Consider the following 17,067-nt stretch of genomic DNA (forward strand, 5'->3'; position numbering starts at 1 on the left):
CCGGCAAGGGCAAGCCGCCCGAGCCGGTAACTCGCCTCGACAAGATGAGGGCGGAGAAGGTTGACCCAGTCCTACCGGAGAACCCCGCCCCCTATCTTACCGACTGGTTCTTGGAGATTGGGCCGACTGCCGGCGAAATAGCGCTAGGCTGGCCGGATCTGGTGGCGTGGTCCCGGTTAACAGGCGTCGAGCTTACGCCCTGGGAGGCGCGGACGATCCGACGCCTCTCCAAGACCTTCCTCAATCAGAAGTTCGATGCGCGGAAGCCCAACTGCCCTGAACCGCGCGTGCAGGCCGATCAGGCCGAAACCCGCAAGCGTGTCGACGAGCAGTTCAAGGCGCTGATGGGGGCGCTCGCCAAAGGCCGCTGACACTCAGTTGTCTTCGCCGTAGCAGCGCTTCGTCAAAGGGCCGAAGTCATCGTCGGAGGCGAGCACTACTCTTCCGTCCACATAGTAAAAGGACGCGAAGCCGACATAGGCGCCATAGGAGTTCTTCCCGTTGAACTCCCCCATGACAATACCGGGATCCTTGAAGCACGTACGAACGTCGCGGAATTGCGTTGCCTCAGGATCTTTCAAGTTTCGGCTGACTGCCTCTTTTGCCTCGCGATACGGGTTCATGACCTCGCAGCCGCTTACAAGGGTGGCCACGCCCAACATTCCGAAAACCAACGTTGCACGCATGGCTAAGCCCCTTCGAAAAGCGGCAGCCTAGCAGGGCAGACCGGACAAACAACTAAGTTAGGAGGTCGGGCATGGCAGGCATTCAAGCCGGCGGGTCAGCGGGACGCCTGTCCATTGAGATCGTGGCAGAGGTGGCTCGGCTACAAGCTGACCTCGACAAGTGTAAGCGCGCTGTGAATGCCGCTTCTGCAGACATCGGCCGTTCCGCGAAGGCGGCGAATGACAACCTGGCGGCGATTGGCCGAGGCGCTGGTGCTGGTGTACAGCAGTTCACGAAGGACGTTGCTGCACTGAAGGCGCGGTTGGATCCAGCATGGGCGTCCATGCAGGCGTACCGGCAGGAGGTGGCCTTGGCGCAAAAAGCGCTGCAACAGGGCGCCATCACTCATGCGCAGTACGTGGAGGCGATAAGGCAATCGGCCACGGCGGCAGGACTGCTGGCGGACAAGCAGAAGGTCGCTGCGGTCGCTGCCCAAATGGAAGCTCAGGCTCAGCGGGAAGCCGCACAGGCCGCTCAAGCAGCAGCGCAGGCTGCCCAGGAAGCGGCGCGCCAACAGGCGGCGTATGCGGCCCAAGCGGCAAACGTCCGAGCACAGCTTGATCCGATGTTCGCAGCGCAGCAACGCTTCAATCAGCAGATGGACGTGCTGGATGAGCTGCTCCGCGTCGGGGCGCTGCGCCAACACGAGTACGCTGCTGCCACCGATCAGGCGCGTACCGCACTTCAAAGCCATGCCCAGTCCGTGATGCGGAATGGCGAGGTGCTTGATGATGTCGGCAGTAGCTTCAACAAGTCATCCGGCAGTGCCCGCAACTTCTCGCTCCAAATGAGCCAGGTGGGCCAACAGGTAATGGCGGGCACCGGCTTGGTGCAGGCACTCGCAATCCAGCTTCCGGATATAACCGCTGGCATGAATTCCGCTCAGGAGGGTGCTGGTCGGTTCGCAAGATTCATGGGTGGGCCCTGGGGTATCGCAGTGACCACCGCGATTGGCTTGGCCGTGACCTTTGGCATGAAGTTACTGGACGAAGCGGATGCGGCTGAGGATGCTACAGACAAGCTGAAAAAGAATGCTGAAGCGGCACAGGTTGCGCGCGCGGCTAAGGCGGAGTTCGAGAAAACAGAAATAGCGGTTACCGAGGCGATCATCGCCCAGGAAGAAGCACTCGGAAAGGTGGTCGAGAACCTCAAATCTGAGGCGCAGCGTGCATATGAAGCGGCTGGGGCAAACCTGGAGCACGAGAAGAAGATCCGCAGCAAGACGAAAGCCCTGCTTGAGGAAGCCCTGGCTCAGGAGAAGGTCAATGCTTCCTACCTGCGCTCGCCGAATGCCGCGAAGGAAGGGAATTTGGGCTTCTCACAGCTGCAGCGGTCCCAGCAGGTAGTCGCCGATCTCGAAAAGCGCATTGCAGAAGCCGATGCGTCGATCGCCCGGGCTCAGCGAAACGTTGTAAACGCGCAATCGCAATTCTCGGTGGAGCTTGGGACGCAGCAAGCTGATGCGTTGGAGCGCATCAGGGCGAAATACGAAGGGCCCAAGGGGCTGATCGAGCAGGCTCGCAGGCGCGCGGTTGCCGAAGGCAGAGTTGGGCAGGAGCTTCAGAATCAGATCTCCACCCTCAGGCGGCAGCAAGCTGCCGAGATCGATGCCGCGCGGGAGGCTGACAACAAGCCTCGCGGGCCGACGTCGGAAGAGCGCCGCGCGGAGCGGCTTGCCCGCGAGAGCGTGGCCACCGAAGTCCTCGTGGCTGGCCTGTACAAGCTCGCCGACGCCTACAGCGTCAGTGATGCCGCAGCCATGCAGGCGGAAATCACGGCTGAAGCGACGGCGCAGGGCATCAAGAAGCAAGCTGATGTCGCTGAGTACGTGGCCCAGCAGCTGCAGAAGGCCACCGCCGAGCAGGTTGTTACTGGCGCCCGCGCCGCTGCCGACCTGAACTATCAGGCGAAAGCCCAGAGCTTCGTGAACGCTGCAGTGAAGGCTGGAACGCTGGACGCCGAGAACGCCAGCACGGCGCTCGCCAATATGTCCGAGCAGCGCGGCCTCCTGACTGCGATGAATGCAGCAGGAGCCGCGGGCGACAAGCAGGGCTACGAGGCGGCCAAAAAGGCGCTGGACGCGCTGACGAAAGCGCAGATCGCCGACAATAAGGCGCGCCGTGAAGCGGAAGACCTCCAGCGGGCTGCACAGATCAACCGCTCCATCGACGATGTGAAGCTTGAAACGCGCCTTACGAGGGATCTTGGCGCGGCACGCATCGCTGCGCTGCGTGGCCTCTCGGGGGACGCCCTGGAGGACGAGCTGGCCCGTATCGCCAAAGAGCATGCGAAGATCGCGATCCAGATGCGTGCGGAAGCCGATGCCGCGTACGAGCTGAAGCTGGGCCACAAGGAGGCGGCTGCCGCGATCATGCGCAAGGCAGAAGCCGACAAGACGCAGGTCGATGCCGCCTATGGCATTAAAAAGCAGACCGTCGCCATCGAGCGCTACAACGACCAGCTGCGCAACACCATCGGGCTTCTCGGCAACCTCGGCAAGGTGGGCGAAGGCCTCGGCGCAATCCTGGGCATCATCACCGGAAACACGGGCTCGGTGGGCGGTCCTTTGGGCGACCTCCTGAACCTCGGCATGAAGGGGCGCAACGACAAGGACGAGGAGATTGCCAGCACCATCGGCGCCGAGGTCAGCAAGATCTTCAAGAAGGATGGCGCGTTCGTCAAAGCGGTTCAGCCGCTGCTTCAGAATGCCGGGATCGGCATGGCTGCAGGCTCGGCGCTGTTCGGGAAGCAATCGACCTCCGAACAGCTTGGGTCTGCCATCGGCGGCGCCCTCGGCGGTAAGGTGGGTGAAAAGGCTCTGTCCAAAGGCCTCGAAAGCATCGCCAAGGGGTTGGGTGATTTCGCGGGGCCGCTGGGATCGATCGTCGGCGGTGTGCTCGGCAACGTGCTGGGCAGCGCCTTCACGAAGGTGAAGTGGGGCCGTGTCGATCTGTCGGCAGCGGGCGTCTCGGGCACCTCGGGCAACAGCAAGTCCTCGCAGAAGGCCGCTCTTGCCGCTGGCGACAGCATCTTCGGCGGCCTGCAGGATCTCGCCCGCCAGTTCGGCGGTACCATCGGCGAGTTCGGCAACATCAGCGTGGGCGTTCGCCATGGCGACTACCGGGTCAACACGGGCGGAACCTCGCTCAAGGTGAAGAAGGGCGCCGTCGACTTCAATGACGATGCCGAGGCCGCCGTGGCCTACGCCATGAAGATGGCGATCGAGCGCGGGGCCATCAACGGTATCCGCCAGTCCACGAACAACCTGCTGAAGGCGGGCGACGATCTGGCAACCCAGATCAACAAGGCTCTCAGCTTCGAAGGCGTGTTCTCCGAGTTGAAGAGCTACCTCGATCCGGTAGGCTATGAGGTCGAAGGGCTGGAGAAGGAATTCGCCAGCCTGCGGACCATCTTTGCCGAAGCGGGCGCCACGGCTGCGGAATACGCCCAGCTTGAGCAGCTGCTGACGATTAAGCGTCAGGAAGCGCTCAACAAGGAGCAGGACGCCCTCAACGATATCCGCTCGCGCATTGCCGAGGTGCAGGGCGACGACGCGACGATGAAGGCCATCGCCCGCGCCAAGGAACTGCGTGACGCCACCAGCGATGCGCAGCGCGCCGAACTGCAGCGGCTCTATGCCCTGGAAGATGCGGCGGAGGAGCAGGCGAAGCTGACGGAAGCTCAGAACGCGGCCACGGCGGCAGCCGAGCAGCTGCGTCAGGCGTGGAAGTCGGTCGGCACCAGCATCATGGACGAAGTGAACCGGATACGCGGCCTGACCGGCGGCGACGATGCAGCCAGTTTCGTGACCTTGCAGGGTCGCTTCAACGCAGCCGTCAACGCGGCGCGGAGCGGCGATCAGGAGGCCGCGTCCAGGCTGGTCGATCTGAGCCAGTCGCTTCTTGAGGCGGCGGGCAACGCGGCCACGAGCCGGCAGGAACTGGACCGGATCCGGGCGCAGACGGCGGCCACCCTGGAAGGCGTCTACGGGTACATCGAAGCCCTCGACGGTCGGTCGCCGTCGGCCTCGGCTGTCAGCGCTTCCACGGCTGTGACGGCCGGCACGGAGCCGACCTTGAACAGCGCTGCGAGCAGTGACGCTGCGGCAGAGATGCGCAGCCTGAGAGCGGAGTTGGCGCAGATGCGTGCAGACATGAACAGCGGTAACGCGGCACTGATCAGTTCCAGCAACCGGATCGCGCGCCGGATCGAAGATGTCTCTCCGAACGGCGACGCGATCTCGGTGGCGAGCGCGGCATGAAAGTAGTTCTGGACGACGGTCGGACGATCGTCCTCGGCGAGACCGAGGCGACGCCGACCATCAGCATCGTCGACTATAGCCGCCGGGTCACCGATGATTTCGGCGTCACCACGGTGGTCGAGCGCGGGTTCGCGCGTCGCATGGCCGTGCGACTGGTTGTGCCCTTCGGCCAGGCCGACGCCTTGCAACGCACGCTAGCCGACCTCCGCGCTACGCCCGCGCAGTGGGTGGCTGACGATCGGTTCGAGTGGCTGAACTTCCGCGGCTTCTACAAAGACTTCGAGATTGACCTTTCTGTGCCGCCGGTCAGCTACTGCACACTGACGGTCGAGGGATTGGCCGAGACTGAGCCTGTCGCCGATGCCGGCGGTGATCCTGCGCCCGGTGGGGACGCCTCGACCCTGCAACTGCTGCAGCCGGTGGAGATACAGGGCGCAGGCCTTGTCGCTAGCAGCGTCGCAGAGAACGACTATCCGGAGTGGAGTGCATCGACGACCTACGCTCTGGGCGCGCGGGTCATCAAAGCCGCCACACACCGGATCTATGAGAGCGCCGCCGCCGGCAACACGGGCAATGACCCTGTCGGCGTGTCGGGCAAGTGGATCGACGTTGGCCCGACGAAGCGATGGGCGATGTTCGACCAGGCCCTTGGTTCCGTCACATCCGCAGCGGGTTCGATCAGCGTCACCTTGGCGGCAGGCGATCTGAACGCGGTTGCGCTGCTCGATGTAAAGGGCGGTGCCGTGCGCGTTCAGACGGCGGGCTATGACCGGACCATGGCGCCCAATGCTGCGGGCACGGTCACCTTCCTCGACCTGCCGACGACCGCGAATCAGGTGACGGTGACGGTCACCGGCAACGGTCAGGTCGAGATCGGCACCCTGCTGATCGGCACACTGCTGGGCCTCGGCTCCACCATCGAAGCGCCCAAGGCCGGAATCACCGACTACAGCCGCAAGGAAGCTGACGAGTTCGGCGAGGTGCAGGTTGTCGAGCGCGCCTGGGCCAAGCGCATGAGCGTGCAGGCCATGCTCCGCGCCGATGCGCTGGACGTGGTTGCGAGCCGTATCGCCGGGGTGCGCGCCACGCCCGCGCTCTGGATCGGCAAGGAGGGAATGGAAACCCTCACGGCCTATGGCTTCTTCAAAGAGTTCTCCATCGAGGTCGGCGCGACCGTCAGCAAGTTGACGCTCTCGGTCGAGGGCATGAGCACCGCCGGCAAGGTCGAGCCGCTCGGATCGCTGGTGAACTGGGACGACATCGCGGATCCGAACGGCGCCAAACCGCAGGACAATGCGACGGTCGGTGCGCCCGTCGGCACGCCTGTTGCCGGGGTTCCGGCCGAGCAGGTCGTCGGGAAGATCGAAGACGCCGAGACCGCGCTTGCCGCTGCTCAGGTCAACATCAGCCAGATCCAGACCGATGCGGCGGCGACCCGGGCGGCGCTGGAAGGCGAGATCGGCGAGCTGGGCCAGCAGGCGGAGCAGACGATCCTCGATGTGCAGGCCAACGCGGCGGCTCTGGCGGCGCAGGCGTCGACCCTCGCAGCGCACGACTCGGCAATCGGCCAGAACCAACAAGCGCTGCAGAGCCAAGCCGGAACGCTCGCGGCGCAGGCCGCAACCCTCCTCGCGCATGGCGCCGACATAGGGCAGGCGCAGGCCGACATCGTCGCGGCGGGCGGCCGGATGACGACGGTTGAGCAAACCCTCGGGCAGCAGGGCGCGACTATTTCGTCGGTATCGCAGACGGTCGACAATGCGGTCGGGCGCCTGTCGAGCGTGGAAACCACGCTGTCTGCCCAGGGCGCAACCGTCAGCCTGCACGCCTCGGCCATCTCGACAGCACAGCAGGATATCGCGGGTCTTCGGATCGACGTTGCGTCCAATGGCGCGGCCATTTCGCAGACGGCGTCGACGGTGAGCGGCCTCGGGGTGTCCGTGGCGAACCTTGCGCAGACCGTCACCGCAGGCGGTGGAAACCTTCTCGACAACACCGACTTCGCTTCAAGCGAGACGCTACCGTGGTTGGCGGAGTCGTGGCAGATACCGGCCGCGAACTTCACGGCAGGGTTGAATGCCGCCGGAGACGCATGGCACCCGATAGGCATCAATGCCCTCTCTATGCGTCAGTTCGGACCAGCCTCCGATCCGAGCGGCTATGTGCGTTGGCGTCAGACTGTACAGGTACAGCCGGGGAAGTGGTACGAGGGATCTGTCTGGTTCGCCGCACACCGGGCGCAAGTCGTGCTCATCCTCGCGTTCTACGATCGCGCAGGGGCTTACCTCAGCGAGGCGAGCGTAGCCGGAGTTCACGAAAGCGGCGGCACCGACCTCGCCTTGTTCCGCCGCATCCACGCAAAGGCGCAGGCCCCCTCTTCGGCGCGCTCCGCCATATTGTACCTGTCCAAACTCAACACATCCCCCGGGTACGATGACAGCTACGCCTGGTTCCTCCAGCCCCAGGTCGCTGAAACGCTGGAAGACACTGTAGGCCCGGTGCCCTTCGCGCCGGGGCGCAACAAGGCTGTCGCCGATATTCACGGCAGCGCCATTTCCACGGCCCAAGGCGCTCTTGCGACGCTGGAAAACACCGTCAGCACTCAGGGCGCCACCGTGAGTGGCCTGTCGTCGGCTATGACCTCGGCACAAGGCAGCCTCGCCCAGCTCGCGTCAGACGTCTCTGCGAACGGCGCGAGCATCAGTAGCCTTCAGTCAGCCGTGACCGGGATCGATGGCCAGATGGCATCGACCGTCACGTCGTTGAGCGCAGAGCCGAACGCCATCAACCGCAACGGTCGCTTTGCCGATTGGCCGCAATCGGCTCCCATGCCGAACAAGTGGGTGACCTGGGCGGGCTCGTCCTATCGTGCGGCCGGGCTGTCGTCGCAGTGGGCCGTCGAAATGGACTGCCTTGAGGGCTTTCAGTCCGGAATCATGTCCCGGTCGATCGACGACGCCTCCCTCGGCACGATTGTGCCGGGTAGCTGGCTGGTGCTTGAGGCGGACGTGGAGTTTCTGGCTGGCAGCGGGGCCGGTTCGGGCCTGCTCCTGCAGTTCACAGGCGCGCAGGGAGAGTTCCGAGGCGAGGTTTCTATCCCTCTCGTCCTGCCTGCCCTCGGTCGCCGCTACAAGTTCGAGAAGATCGTACAGGCTCCCGATTATGCTGGTGCGCCGGTCGCGCTTAACGGCCATATCTACGCGATGGGCTCTTGGACCGGGTTCGGCGAACTCGTCTATAAGCGCCTGCGTTGGCATCGCGCTTCGGTGCGCTACGCCACGCCCGATGAAATCGAACTCAACCGGCCGCTTGGCCTGAAGGCGCAGGTCACGCAGACGGCAACGGCCCTGTCGAGCGTCGAGGGCACGCTTGCGCAGCTTGGCAACACCGTCAGCGCGCAGGGTGCCTCGGTCAGTCAGCTGTCGAGCGCCATGGCAACCGCTCAGGGGGACATCGGCACTCTCTCTCAGACGGTGAGCGCGCACGGGGCGTCGATCTCCACCCTTGACCAGTCGGTCAGCACGCTCGGACAGAATGCTTCCAACCTCGCCAAGCGCACCTCGATCATCGAAGCGACGGCCATTGGCGATAATGGCATGTTGCTCAACGGCAACTTCGAAACCGACCTCACCGGCTGGGATATTTTCAATATCAGTTGGGTGCCAGGGGACTATGGCATTGGCGGCTTGGCGCATGCCCCAGATAATCTGCGCGGCGAAGTCACTTACAGTTCCTACCTTCCGGTCTACCCCGAGACGCGCAGTTACAAGCTGTCTTTGCGGTTCGCCTCGCGCGGGTATGGCCTCATCCATTACGCAGGGCTTCGGTGCTTCGGTGCTGACAAAACCCATATCGGCAACGTCTACATGCCGGGCGTCGCGGGGCAGCAGCAGACTTACGACTGGCATCTGCGCGAACAGGTATTCAGCGGGGTTCAGGATTACGGCCCAGCGCCGATCTTCGTAGTTGGAACGAAGTTCCCGGTGGGTTGTCGGTTCGTGCAGCCACTCTTCTACGGCAACTACAACGCCACGCCGGGCTACGCCGATCTCGATTATATCCGCTTCGTCGACGCCTCCGATTTCGTTGCGAACGATGCGCGCATAACGCAAACGGCGCTGGCGCTTTCCACGGCGACCACCGACCTCGCCAGTCTCTCGCAAACCGTCAGCGCGCAGGGCGTGTCTGTGTCCCAGCTGTCGCAGGCGATGGTGACCGCGCAGGCCCAGCTCGGCACGCTTGAAAGCACCGTCGCGACACAGGGCGTATCGGTGAGCCAGCTGTCGAGCGCCATGTCGACGGCTCAGGCGGACATCGGCACCCTCAAGACGCAAGTGACCGCAGGCGGCGGCAACCTGCTGGAGAACACGGAGTTCTCGGGCGACTTCACGCCTTGGTACCTCGATTACCACAACATCCCCGCCAGCGATCTCTGGTTTGGTTTGAACCCCGCGGGGTCGCCTTATACCGTTCCCGGCGCCGACGCGCTCGGCGTCCGCCAGATCGGTAGTGTCGGCTCCGAGGGGCTCTCCTACGCCCGATGGGGGCATAACAAGGTGCCCGTTGAAGGAGGCAAATGGTATGAGGCGTCGTGCTGGATGGCCTCCCATCGCGCGAATACCATTATTGTCGTCGTATGGACTAATGAGGCGGGCGAATACCTCGGCGAGATCAACACCGGCGCTTTCATGCATCAAGGGGGCGGCACCTCCCTTGGCGCATTCTACCGCGCGGTGTGCAAGGGGCAGGCGCCACTCGCCGCCACCCGTGCGCTCTTCATTCTGCAAAAATACGGGACGCTCCCCGGCTATGACGACAGCTATGCGTGGTTCATCCGCCCGCAACTGCGCGAGACAACACAAGACGCGGTTTCGCCGCTGCCGTATTCGCCCGGGTCCATGCGCGCGGTCGTCAATCAGCAGTTCTCGGCCGTGTCCACGCTGCAGTCCACGTCCGCCAGCATGGCGACGACGCTCTCGGCGCATGACGCATCAATCGCACAGAACGCCACGGCAATCTCGTCAGCGGCGGGCCGGGTGGCGACGTTGGAAAGCACTGTCGGCACCCAAGGTGTGTCGGTCAGCCAGCTGTCGCAGGCGATGGCTACCGCGCAGGGCGACATTGCTACCCTTTCGCAGACCGTCTCGGCTCAGGGTGTGACCGTCAGCCAGCACTCGCAGGCCATCTCGGCTGTTCAGGGCGATGTTACGACATTGTTCGGCCGATATGCCGTGGGCGTGGATGCTGGTGGGCGCTGGACCGGCTTGGAGGTCTATGGGACGCCGACCGGTGGCGGAATTGATCTTCATGCCGATTATTTACGCATCAGCCGACCGGGCGGTGGAGCACGCACGGAATACTCCGGCGGCGTATGGCGGGTCTATGCGGGATCGGTCATGTCCGCCTGGGGAGCGGGCTTCGGGTCCAGTAGCCAGTTCGTGCGATGGTTTGGCCCTGCGGTTGCCACCTTGGCCGAGTGCACAGAAGGTAACGCGATCTCCTACGAACGCCTCGACGGTAACGCCTACTTCGGTGGCGCGCTCTCGACTGGCCAGTTCCGCAACTCGATCACAGGCTCTCTCACGAGCGATCCGGCTGATACGGACCTCGGCCCCTTCGGCACCAACGGCAACTTCAAGACGGTCAACGTCAGCGGGTTCTTCCGCCAGGTGCAGGGCGGCTTCAGCTCCGGCCCCACGCGCAACGGCGGGGCGGCCACGCCATCCTTCCGCCTCACGCTGTTCCGGAGCCGCGACGGGGTCAACTGGACGCAGCTCCAGCAGCAGACCTTCAACGGCACATACGAGATCACGCCTGCGGAGCCGGGAACACCCGGCTCTTACGCGGTCGATGCAAGCGGCGCGTTCACGTACGTGGACCAGGGCGCGGGCGGCACTCAGCCGGTCTACTACAGGGCCCGCATCGACCAGCGGGCCATGCCCACCTTTGGTGGCTCCTCCACCCAGCAAATCCAGCTCACCCAGCGGGCCACAATCGTGAGCACCGAGGGCTGAGCCCTCCAATCCCTCTCTGAAAAAGGAAATACCATGCTGCACCTGAAGACAGCCGCCGGCGAGCGGTTGGAGATCCCTGCTGCCTGCATCATCGCCGTGATGAAGCCCTGCGATGGGGTGAACCCCTGCGCGATCATCGCCGACGTCGGCATGGGGCCGCAGGTCGACCAGCTGTCCGACCAGTACGGCTTCGTGAAGAAGGCCGTGGCGGACAGTGCGGCGATCGTAAACCCGATTGAGTTGCGCCTGGTCGAGCCTGTCCAGCCCGCCGAGGGCGGCGATGCCGCTCCAGTCATGGCCGAGGGCCGCATGTTCCTGGCCCGCTCTCAGATCACGAGCCGGCGCGAGGTCCTCGGCGATGCCAATGGCATCCGCGCGCGGCTGACCGTCCAGCTGCTCGGCCGCCCCATGGCGATCAACGTCGCCGACACGCTCGACGAGCTCGATGGCATCGTGCCTGCCCCCGCATCCACTGCTGCAACCGAAGGAAAGTGACGATGACCGAACAGACTACGCCCACCGCTGCCCAGCTGCTGGCCCAGCGCAACGAACTCGACAAGCAGATTGCCGTCGCCAACCTCAACGGCCTCAAGGCGGTGCAGGCCGCGCTAAAAGCCGGGAAGGTCGCAACGCTCGCTGCCGACCTTGAAGCGCTGCTTCCCCAGCTGGCGCCGGAAAACACCATGGGAACGCCCCATCATCAGGCAAACTGCGTCATTACCACCGTACGCGGGGTAACCCAGTTCTTCGATCGCGAGGTCGAGCGTGTCGAGGCGCTGGTGGCGGCTCAGAGCGCCTGAGATGATCTTCCTGCGCTTCCCGTCGCACTTCCCGGTCCGGGCGACTGAGTGGATGCTGGCGGGCATGAAGACGACGATGGGGATCGGCTTTCTCTCGCCGATCCCTTTCTTCGACAACCCCGCCATGCGCGGGCTTGCTGCCATCGGCAGCCAGGAGTCGTGGGGCATCGTCGCCTTCGTGGCGGGAGTGGTCCACCTCACCATGCTCTACATCAACGGCACCTGGCGCCGGAGCCCGCACTGGCGCGGTGCCTGCTCGCTGTTCGGCATGATGTTCTGGGTGCAGATCCTGATCGGGTTCGCAGGCTCGCCGGTCGCTACGTCTGCATGGCTCATGTACCCGTGGCTGATCATCTTCAGCGCGCGCAACGTCTGGGTTGCCTGGACAGACGCGCGCCTCTCCGACGAAAAAGCAAAGGTAGAATACGGTGGGGGCAGGTGAGGCGGCTACGGCCACGGAATGGGCTCCGCTAGCCGGATCCTTTGTCGGCGGGATCGTGGTTGCGGTCATCGCCTACTTCAAGAAACCCAAGGAAGCCGACACCGGCAAGGACGTGGCGGTTGTCTCCGCGTCGCTGTTCTCTGATCGGCAACTCATCATGGACCTCCTGGCCGCTCTGCGCGGCGTCCAGCGCACGCTCGAAACCACGAACGAGCTGATGGAGGACGATGCCCGTCATCGGGAGATCGAGCGGGCTGTGCAGGACGCCCTCGCTCACAGACGAAAGGAATGATCATGGATCTCAAAAAAGCGATCCAGAAGCACGTCGGCGTTCCGGCTGACGGGATCTTTGGCCCTCAGACAATCAAGGCCATCGCCAAGGCCTTCGGTATCAGCGAGGCCGTTTACACCCTCAAGGATCCGGGTGCGTTCTTCGCGTCGGTCCGGAAGATCACCGGTCCGCTGAACACGACGCAGGTAGAGACGATCAATGGCCTCCTGACCTCGGCCGCGCACTGGCCGCTCGGGTGGATGGCCTACGGACTGGCCACCGCCTGGCACGAGGCGCGCCTGATGCCGATCGAAGAGATCGGCAAGGGCAAGGGCAAGCCGTACGGGCGCATCGGCAAGCATGGACAGGCCCCGTACGGCCGTGGTCTGGTCCAGCTCACCCATGACGTAAACTACGAGTGGGCCGACGAGGCTGTTGCCGAAGCGGGCTTGCTCCCGCGCGGCGCCATCCTCGCCGACTTCTCGCTCGTGATGCGGCCCGACATCGCCGCCTTCATCCTCGTGAAGGGCATGGAGACGGGTGCGTTCACCGGCAAGGGCCTCGCTGATGACATCGGCCCACGCGGCACGGTGGAGGAGTTCACCCGGGGGCGGCGCACCATCAACGGGACAGACCGCGCCGCGCTGATCGCGGGTTATGCCGTCCAGTTCCAGGACGCGCTTGTGTCGGGAGGTTATGCATGACCCTGTTGGAATTCCTCGACCGCATCGGTGAGCGCCGCGCCAATCGACCGCCCCGGCCGCCGCGCGACATCCGCCAGCTGATCGGCTTCGCCTTCATGGCCGGATACTACCTGATGGTCTGGAGCTTTGCCCGCAGCGCGGTTCCCGGCGCAAACAAGGATCTCATCCGCGACGCCATGCTGACCCTGGGACCGGCGGTCGGCCTGATCGTCGGCGCCATGTTCCGGTCGGATGCCAAGGAGGAGCAGGCCGCCGTCAACACGGGTGAGGCGTTCCGGGCTGTGACCGCTGCCGCCAAGGCTGGAGCCGGTACGGAAGCGCTGAGCGAAGGCGACACAGTGCGATTGGAGCGGGACCAGCGTTGAGAACTCTTCGTGCCGCAGCCTCCGCAGAATCTCACATCACGATTTGCAGGGCAAGTCGCTCGTTCCTCATTGAGACGAACGTTCCCGCAGAAGCCAGTGACGACGAAATTCGTCGTCACTCCCGCAACCATTCAAGAACACGTCCGCTCTCCTGCGCCCCTTGCGGCGCCGGCCGAGCGGGGGTGCCGTGCGCTAACACGGCAACCGACGGGCATCTTGCCGGACCCCGTCACGCGCGGCTGGCCTAGCCGCAAACGCCCCGCACCCGTCGACGGGCGGGGCTCTCGTGAGCGAAAATCTCTATGGAGTCGAATCTTGTTTCTGTTCAGCCGGTCTCGCCGGCTGCACCTTACATCGGCGGGAAGCGCAATCTGGCGGCCCGCCTGGTAGCCCAGATCGCCAAAATCCCGCACAAAACTTATGTTGAGCCGTTCGTCGGTATGGGCGGAATTTTCCTGCGGCGCGAACACAAGCCGAAGGCCGAGGTCATCAATGACATCTCGGGCGACGTAGCGAACCTCTTCCGCATCCTGCAGCGGCATTACCCGCAGTTCATGGACGTGCTTCGGTGGCAGGTCACCAGCCGGGCGGAGTTCTGCAGGCTGTCGGCCATGGATGCGAATACCTTGACAGACCTAGAGCGCGCCGCGCGCTTCCTCTACCTCCAGCGCCTCGCGTTCGGCGGAAAGGTGAGCGGCCGCAGCTTCGGCGTGGACCGGCGTTCACCCGGTCGCTTTGACGTGACGAAGCTAGAGCCGGTGCTTGCAGAGATCCATGAGCGCCTAGCGGGCGTGGTGATCGAGCAGTTGCCCTATGGCGATCTCATCCGGCGCTACGATGGCCCCGATGTGCTGTTCTACCTCGATCCACCCTATGTCGGCTGCGAGACAGACTATGGCGATGGGTTCCAGCCGAACGATTTTCGTGCGCTTGCTGAGCAACTATCCGGAATTTCCGGGCGGTTCGTGCTGTCGATCAACGACACGCCGCTGGCGCGCGAGGTCTTCGGCCGGTTTTCGTTCGATGAGGTGACGACCACGTACACGATTGCCACCGCCTCCAGCGGGGCTGGCAAGCGGGCAGGGGAGCTGATCGTCACGAACTGCTGAAACTGTTCCGACGAATTTCGTTGGATCCTATGGGGCGCCAGGCTTCGGCCTCGGCGCCCTTTTTCGTGTCTGCTTCGTCTCTTTTCCGGACGAAGCAGAGTTGAGCAGCACCTCAACCAACTGCAAACGCTAGAGAAAATCGCAAAATCGAAAGTTGAGAGCATCGCCCTTATTCATCTCGCTTATCATGGGCTTACAATTAAGCCCATGAAGCTCACGCGGCCTTTGCCTCTACGACCTCTGTGATCATTTCGACCGGAACTGCGAGAAACCACTCGCGCTGGCTCGCGTCCCAGGAGGCGAGTTCGAGATCGATCGCGTCCTCCATGGCCTCCTCTGCTGTTAAACGCCAAGGGCTGCGGGGCTCCCGAAACGTGGCGATACGGTAGCGGACCTTCACCGTCAGTAGCTCGCCCAGTCGAGTTCAGCATCGTCCACGGCCTCGAACATTTCCGGATCCGCGCCAGTGTCGCCCAGACGCTTGCGGACTGCCGTTGGGTCTCCGTTCCGCGGGAAACCGCGATCCGACTTCGCGATGGTGGCAAGCTGGCCAAGGAAGCCGCCTCGGTGTGTCTGCTCAAGAACCCAACGGCCGAACGGCACCGGCTCATCCGGAGCGTCGCTGACGTTGATGCGGAAGTCGGAGGCATCATGCCGCTGAAGGCTACCCATCGTCAAAATCCTCTATGCGAATCAGGATACGTTCCTGTATTCTGTTCTCTTTACGTTCTCATGTGAAGGGGCAAAATGGGCTGGAACGACTTCAGCTTGCCAGCGGTTGGCGAGCGGCACGACAACGAGGATGGCACCAGCCGGCAAGCGGAGCTGGCGCTATGTCGCCCAGGGGAGCAGGTCGAGTTGATCCGGGAGCCTGAGAACCCTCATGATCCCAGAGCCGTGGCAGTGTTCAGCTGCCGGGGCGTGAGGGTCGGCTACCTCAAACGAGATCGAGCCGTCTGGATCGGCAGCAAGATTGATCGAGGCTATGATGTGCGGGCCATCGTGGAGCGGGTGAAGGGTTCCCACATGGAGGGAGCCACCCTTGGCCTGGTCATGCGGGTGAACATGGACGGGGAGGAGCCTGAGCTACCATGTGGGGCACATGCTGGTCAGCTTGGGGCTTTTTCGCTGCGGCGATGGCTGGAAGCAACTTCCAAACGCCCTGCCGCTGCGACATCATTTGCGAACCTGCAGGACAGCCAGCGAACGCGTGCAGGCGCTCATTCAACGCATCATCCGAACGGGTAGCTGGATCACGCATTCATTACCGGGTATCGGCATAATCATGACGTGAGTCGGAGCGTGACCGAAGCGTTTTACCAAACGTTCATCGGAACGGACATGCGAAGAATGCGTTTGACAGAACCATGGACCATACATAGCTAGCAAGCAGCAACAGCAGCGATGAACACGGCGTTCAAGCCTTATTCAACGCAGTTAGCTAAGTTGGGAACAACGTTGGAAGGAGACCGACTATGCTGAAGATGACGTCCAAATTCGAGGGCTGGGGTGGCGACTAAGCCTTAGCCCGTAAATAAGCATCTTGATGCGGACGCCTCGGCCTAATAAGCCGGGGCGTTTTCTGTGTTGGGGTGGGAATGTTGGAGTTTCTTAAGAGCCTAAAAGATGTTGCCCCAGCTGTGGGCGCTGCGACCGCGATTATCACTGCTATCGTTGCTTTGCTTGTCTTTCGGCATACCCGCATAGCAAACCGCCGCCGCGCGACGCTTGATATGGTCATGAAGACCCTGATGGATAGCTTCGCTCAAGAGCGTTATGGATCCTTCAAAAAGATCATCCGAAAGGACAAAGATCCTGAGAATCCTTTCAAGCTAGCAAGTCTGCTGGATGCCACGGATCAAAATCATACAGATAGAGAGTTGGTACTGCATCAGCTTAATATCTACGAAATGACCTCGCTCGGCATTCGACGTAAGTTATTCGACGAGGAATTCTACAAAAGATGGTTTCATAATCAGTTCATGACTGATTTTGAGAACTCGAGAGACTTCATTCAAGGTGCGCAGGCGCGCAAAGGTTCAGTGTATTGCGAGTTCGCGGCACTTTATAGCCGCTGGGAAAAGTCCGGCCATCCGGTGTCCAGCCCGGGCAGGATCAAGATGGCCCTGTGGTCATTGTCCGGAAAGTTCGACAAGGTCGATCAAGCTCGCGAATGGACAAAAGCGCGCTGAGCTTGATCCGTGAACGCAGCCTGCTTCACCCCGCAAGTTCGAATCCCGAATGGGCATCCACAAGGGCAGAATTTCCAAACATGGTATTGAACGTGGTATCGTCGTAGATCGCGTGAAAATTATCGGTTGTCTGCAATCGGTTGGAGGCTTAGTGTGGCTGCCACCCTCTCCGCCACTTACCCG

General features: G+C 62.9%; 14 protein-coding genes and 1 pseudogene. 13 read left to right on the top strand and 2 right to left on the bottom strand.

The features are described from left to right. Window positions 1–44 precede the first annotated feature (44 nt). A complete protein-coding gene (locus tag C2R25_RS09320) occupies window positions 45–371 on the top strand; it encodes a hypothetical protein (protein ID WP_158250636.1) in 327 nt (108 codons plus the stop codon). Window positions 372–374: 3 nt separating this feature from the next. On the opposite strand, the gene C2R25_RS09325 is transcribed toward C2R25_RS09320, so the two are convergent. Continuing rightward, window positions 375–686, bottom strand: coding sequence for a hypothetical protein (locus tag C2R25_RS09325; RefSeq protein WP_103728931.1), 312 nt, complete (start codon window positions 684–686; stop codon window positions 375–377). 71 nt (window positions 687–757) lie between these two features. On the opposite strand from C2R25_RS09325, the gene C2R25_RS09330 reads away from it, so the two are divergent. From C2R25_RS09330 to C2R25_RS09370, 9 genes are all read left to right on the top strand, one after another. Next, on the top strand, window positions 758–4,987 hold the full coding sequence (locus tag C2R25_RS09330) for a hypothetical protein (RefSeq protein ID WP_103728932.1): 4,230 nt from the start codon (window positions 758–760) through the stop codon (window positions 4,985–4,987). Beyond that, a complete protein-coding gene (locus C2R25_RS09335) occupies window positions 4,984–11,001 on the top strand; it encodes a hypothetical protein (RefSeq protein ID WP_103728933.1) in 6,018 nt (2,005 codons plus the stop codon). Before C2R25_RS09330 ends, C2R25_RS09335 begins: the two co-directional genes overlap by 4 nt. A 33-nt stretch (window positions 11,002–11,034) precedes the next feature. After that, a complete protein-coding gene (locus C2R25_RS09340; RefSeq protein ID WP_103728934.1) occupies window positions 11,035–11,496 on the top strand; it encodes a hypothetical protein in 462 nt (153 codons plus the stop codon). A gap of 2 nt (window positions 11,497–11,498) precedes the next feature. Next, on the top strand, window positions 11,499–11,801 hold the full coding sequence (locus C2R25_RS09345; protein WP_199183800.1) for a hypothetical protein: 303 nt from the start codon (window positions 11,499–11,501) through the stop codon (window positions 11,799–11,801). Window position 11,802: 1 nt separating this feature from the next. Continuing rightward, a complete protein-coding gene (locus tag C2R25_RS09350; RefSeq protein WP_103728935.1) occupies window positions 11,803–12,243 on the top strand; it encodes a hypothetical protein in 441 nt (146 codons plus the stop codon). Next, the gene (locus C2R25_RS09355) at window positions 12,230–12,535 is read left to right on the top strand and encodes a hypothetical protein (protein WP_103728936.1); all 306 of its coding nucleotides are present in this window, start codon (window positions 12,230–12,232) and stop codon (window positions 12,533–12,535) included. Before C2R25_RS09350 ends, C2R25_RS09355 begins: the two co-directional genes overlap by 14 nt. A gap of 2 nt (window positions 12,536–12,537) precedes the next feature. After that, window positions 12,538–13,218: a hypothetical protein gene (locus C2R25_RS09360; RefSeq protein WP_199183801.1), complete on the top strand. Its 681-nt coding sequence runs from the start codon at window positions 12,538–12,540 to the stop codon at window positions 13,216–13,218. Next, window positions 13,215–13,583: a hypothetical protein gene (locus C2R25_RS09365; protein WP_103728937.1), complete on the top strand. Its 369-nt coding sequence runs from the start codon at window positions 13,215–13,217 to the stop codon at window positions 13,581–13,583. Before C2R25_RS09360 ends, C2R25_RS09365 begins: the two co-directional genes overlap by 4 nt. Window positions 13,584–13,885: 302 nt before the next feature. Then, window positions 13,886–14,692, top strand: coding sequence for a DNA adenine methylase (locus C2R25_RS09370; RefSeq protein ID WP_103728938.1), 807 nt, complete (start codon window positions 13,886–13,888; stop codon window positions 14,690–14,692). Between the two features lie 402 nt (window positions 14,693–15,094). On the opposite strand, the gene C2R25_RS09380 is transcribed toward C2R25_RS09370, so the two are convergent. Beyond that, the gene (locus C2R25_RS09380) at window positions 15,095–15,364 is read right to left on the bottom strand and encodes a hypothetical protein (RefSeq protein WP_103728940.1); all 270 of its coding nucleotides are present in this window, start codon (window positions 15,362–15,364) and stop codon (window positions 15,095–15,097) included. Window positions 15,365–15,439: 75 nt separating this feature from the next. Here C2R25_RS09380 and C2R25_RS20940 point away from each other — a divergent pair. From C2R25_RS20940 to C2R25_RS09390, 3 genes and pseudogenes are all read left to right on the top strand, one after another. Further along, a pseudogene (locus C2R25_RS20940) lies at window positions 15,440–15,700 on the top strand (HIRAN domain-containing protein); the annotation flags it as partial. Window positions 15,701–15,794: 94 nt separating this feature from the next. Next, entirely contained in the window at window positions 15,795–15,986 is a 192-nt protein-coding gene (locus C2R25_RS20945) for a hypothetical protein (RefSeq protein WP_233203878.1), read from the top strand. A 304-nt stretch (window positions 15,987–16,290) separates the two neighbouring features. Further along, window positions 16,291–16,884 carry a DUF4760 domain-containing protein gene (locus tag C2R25_RS09390; RefSeq protein WP_103728942.1) on the top strand — a complete coding sequence of 198 codons (594 nt, stop codon included), beginning with the start codon at window positions 16,291–16,293 and terminating at the stop codon, window positions 16,882–16,884. Window positions 16,885–17,067 lie beyond the last annotated feature (183 nt).

Source organism: Novosphingobium sp. HII-3 (assembly GCF_002916655.1).
In the GTDB taxonomy this organism is placed as follows: domain Bacteria; phylum Pseudomonadota; class Alphaproteobacteria; order Sphingomonadales; family Sphingomonadaceae; genus Novosphingobium; species Novosphingobium panipatense.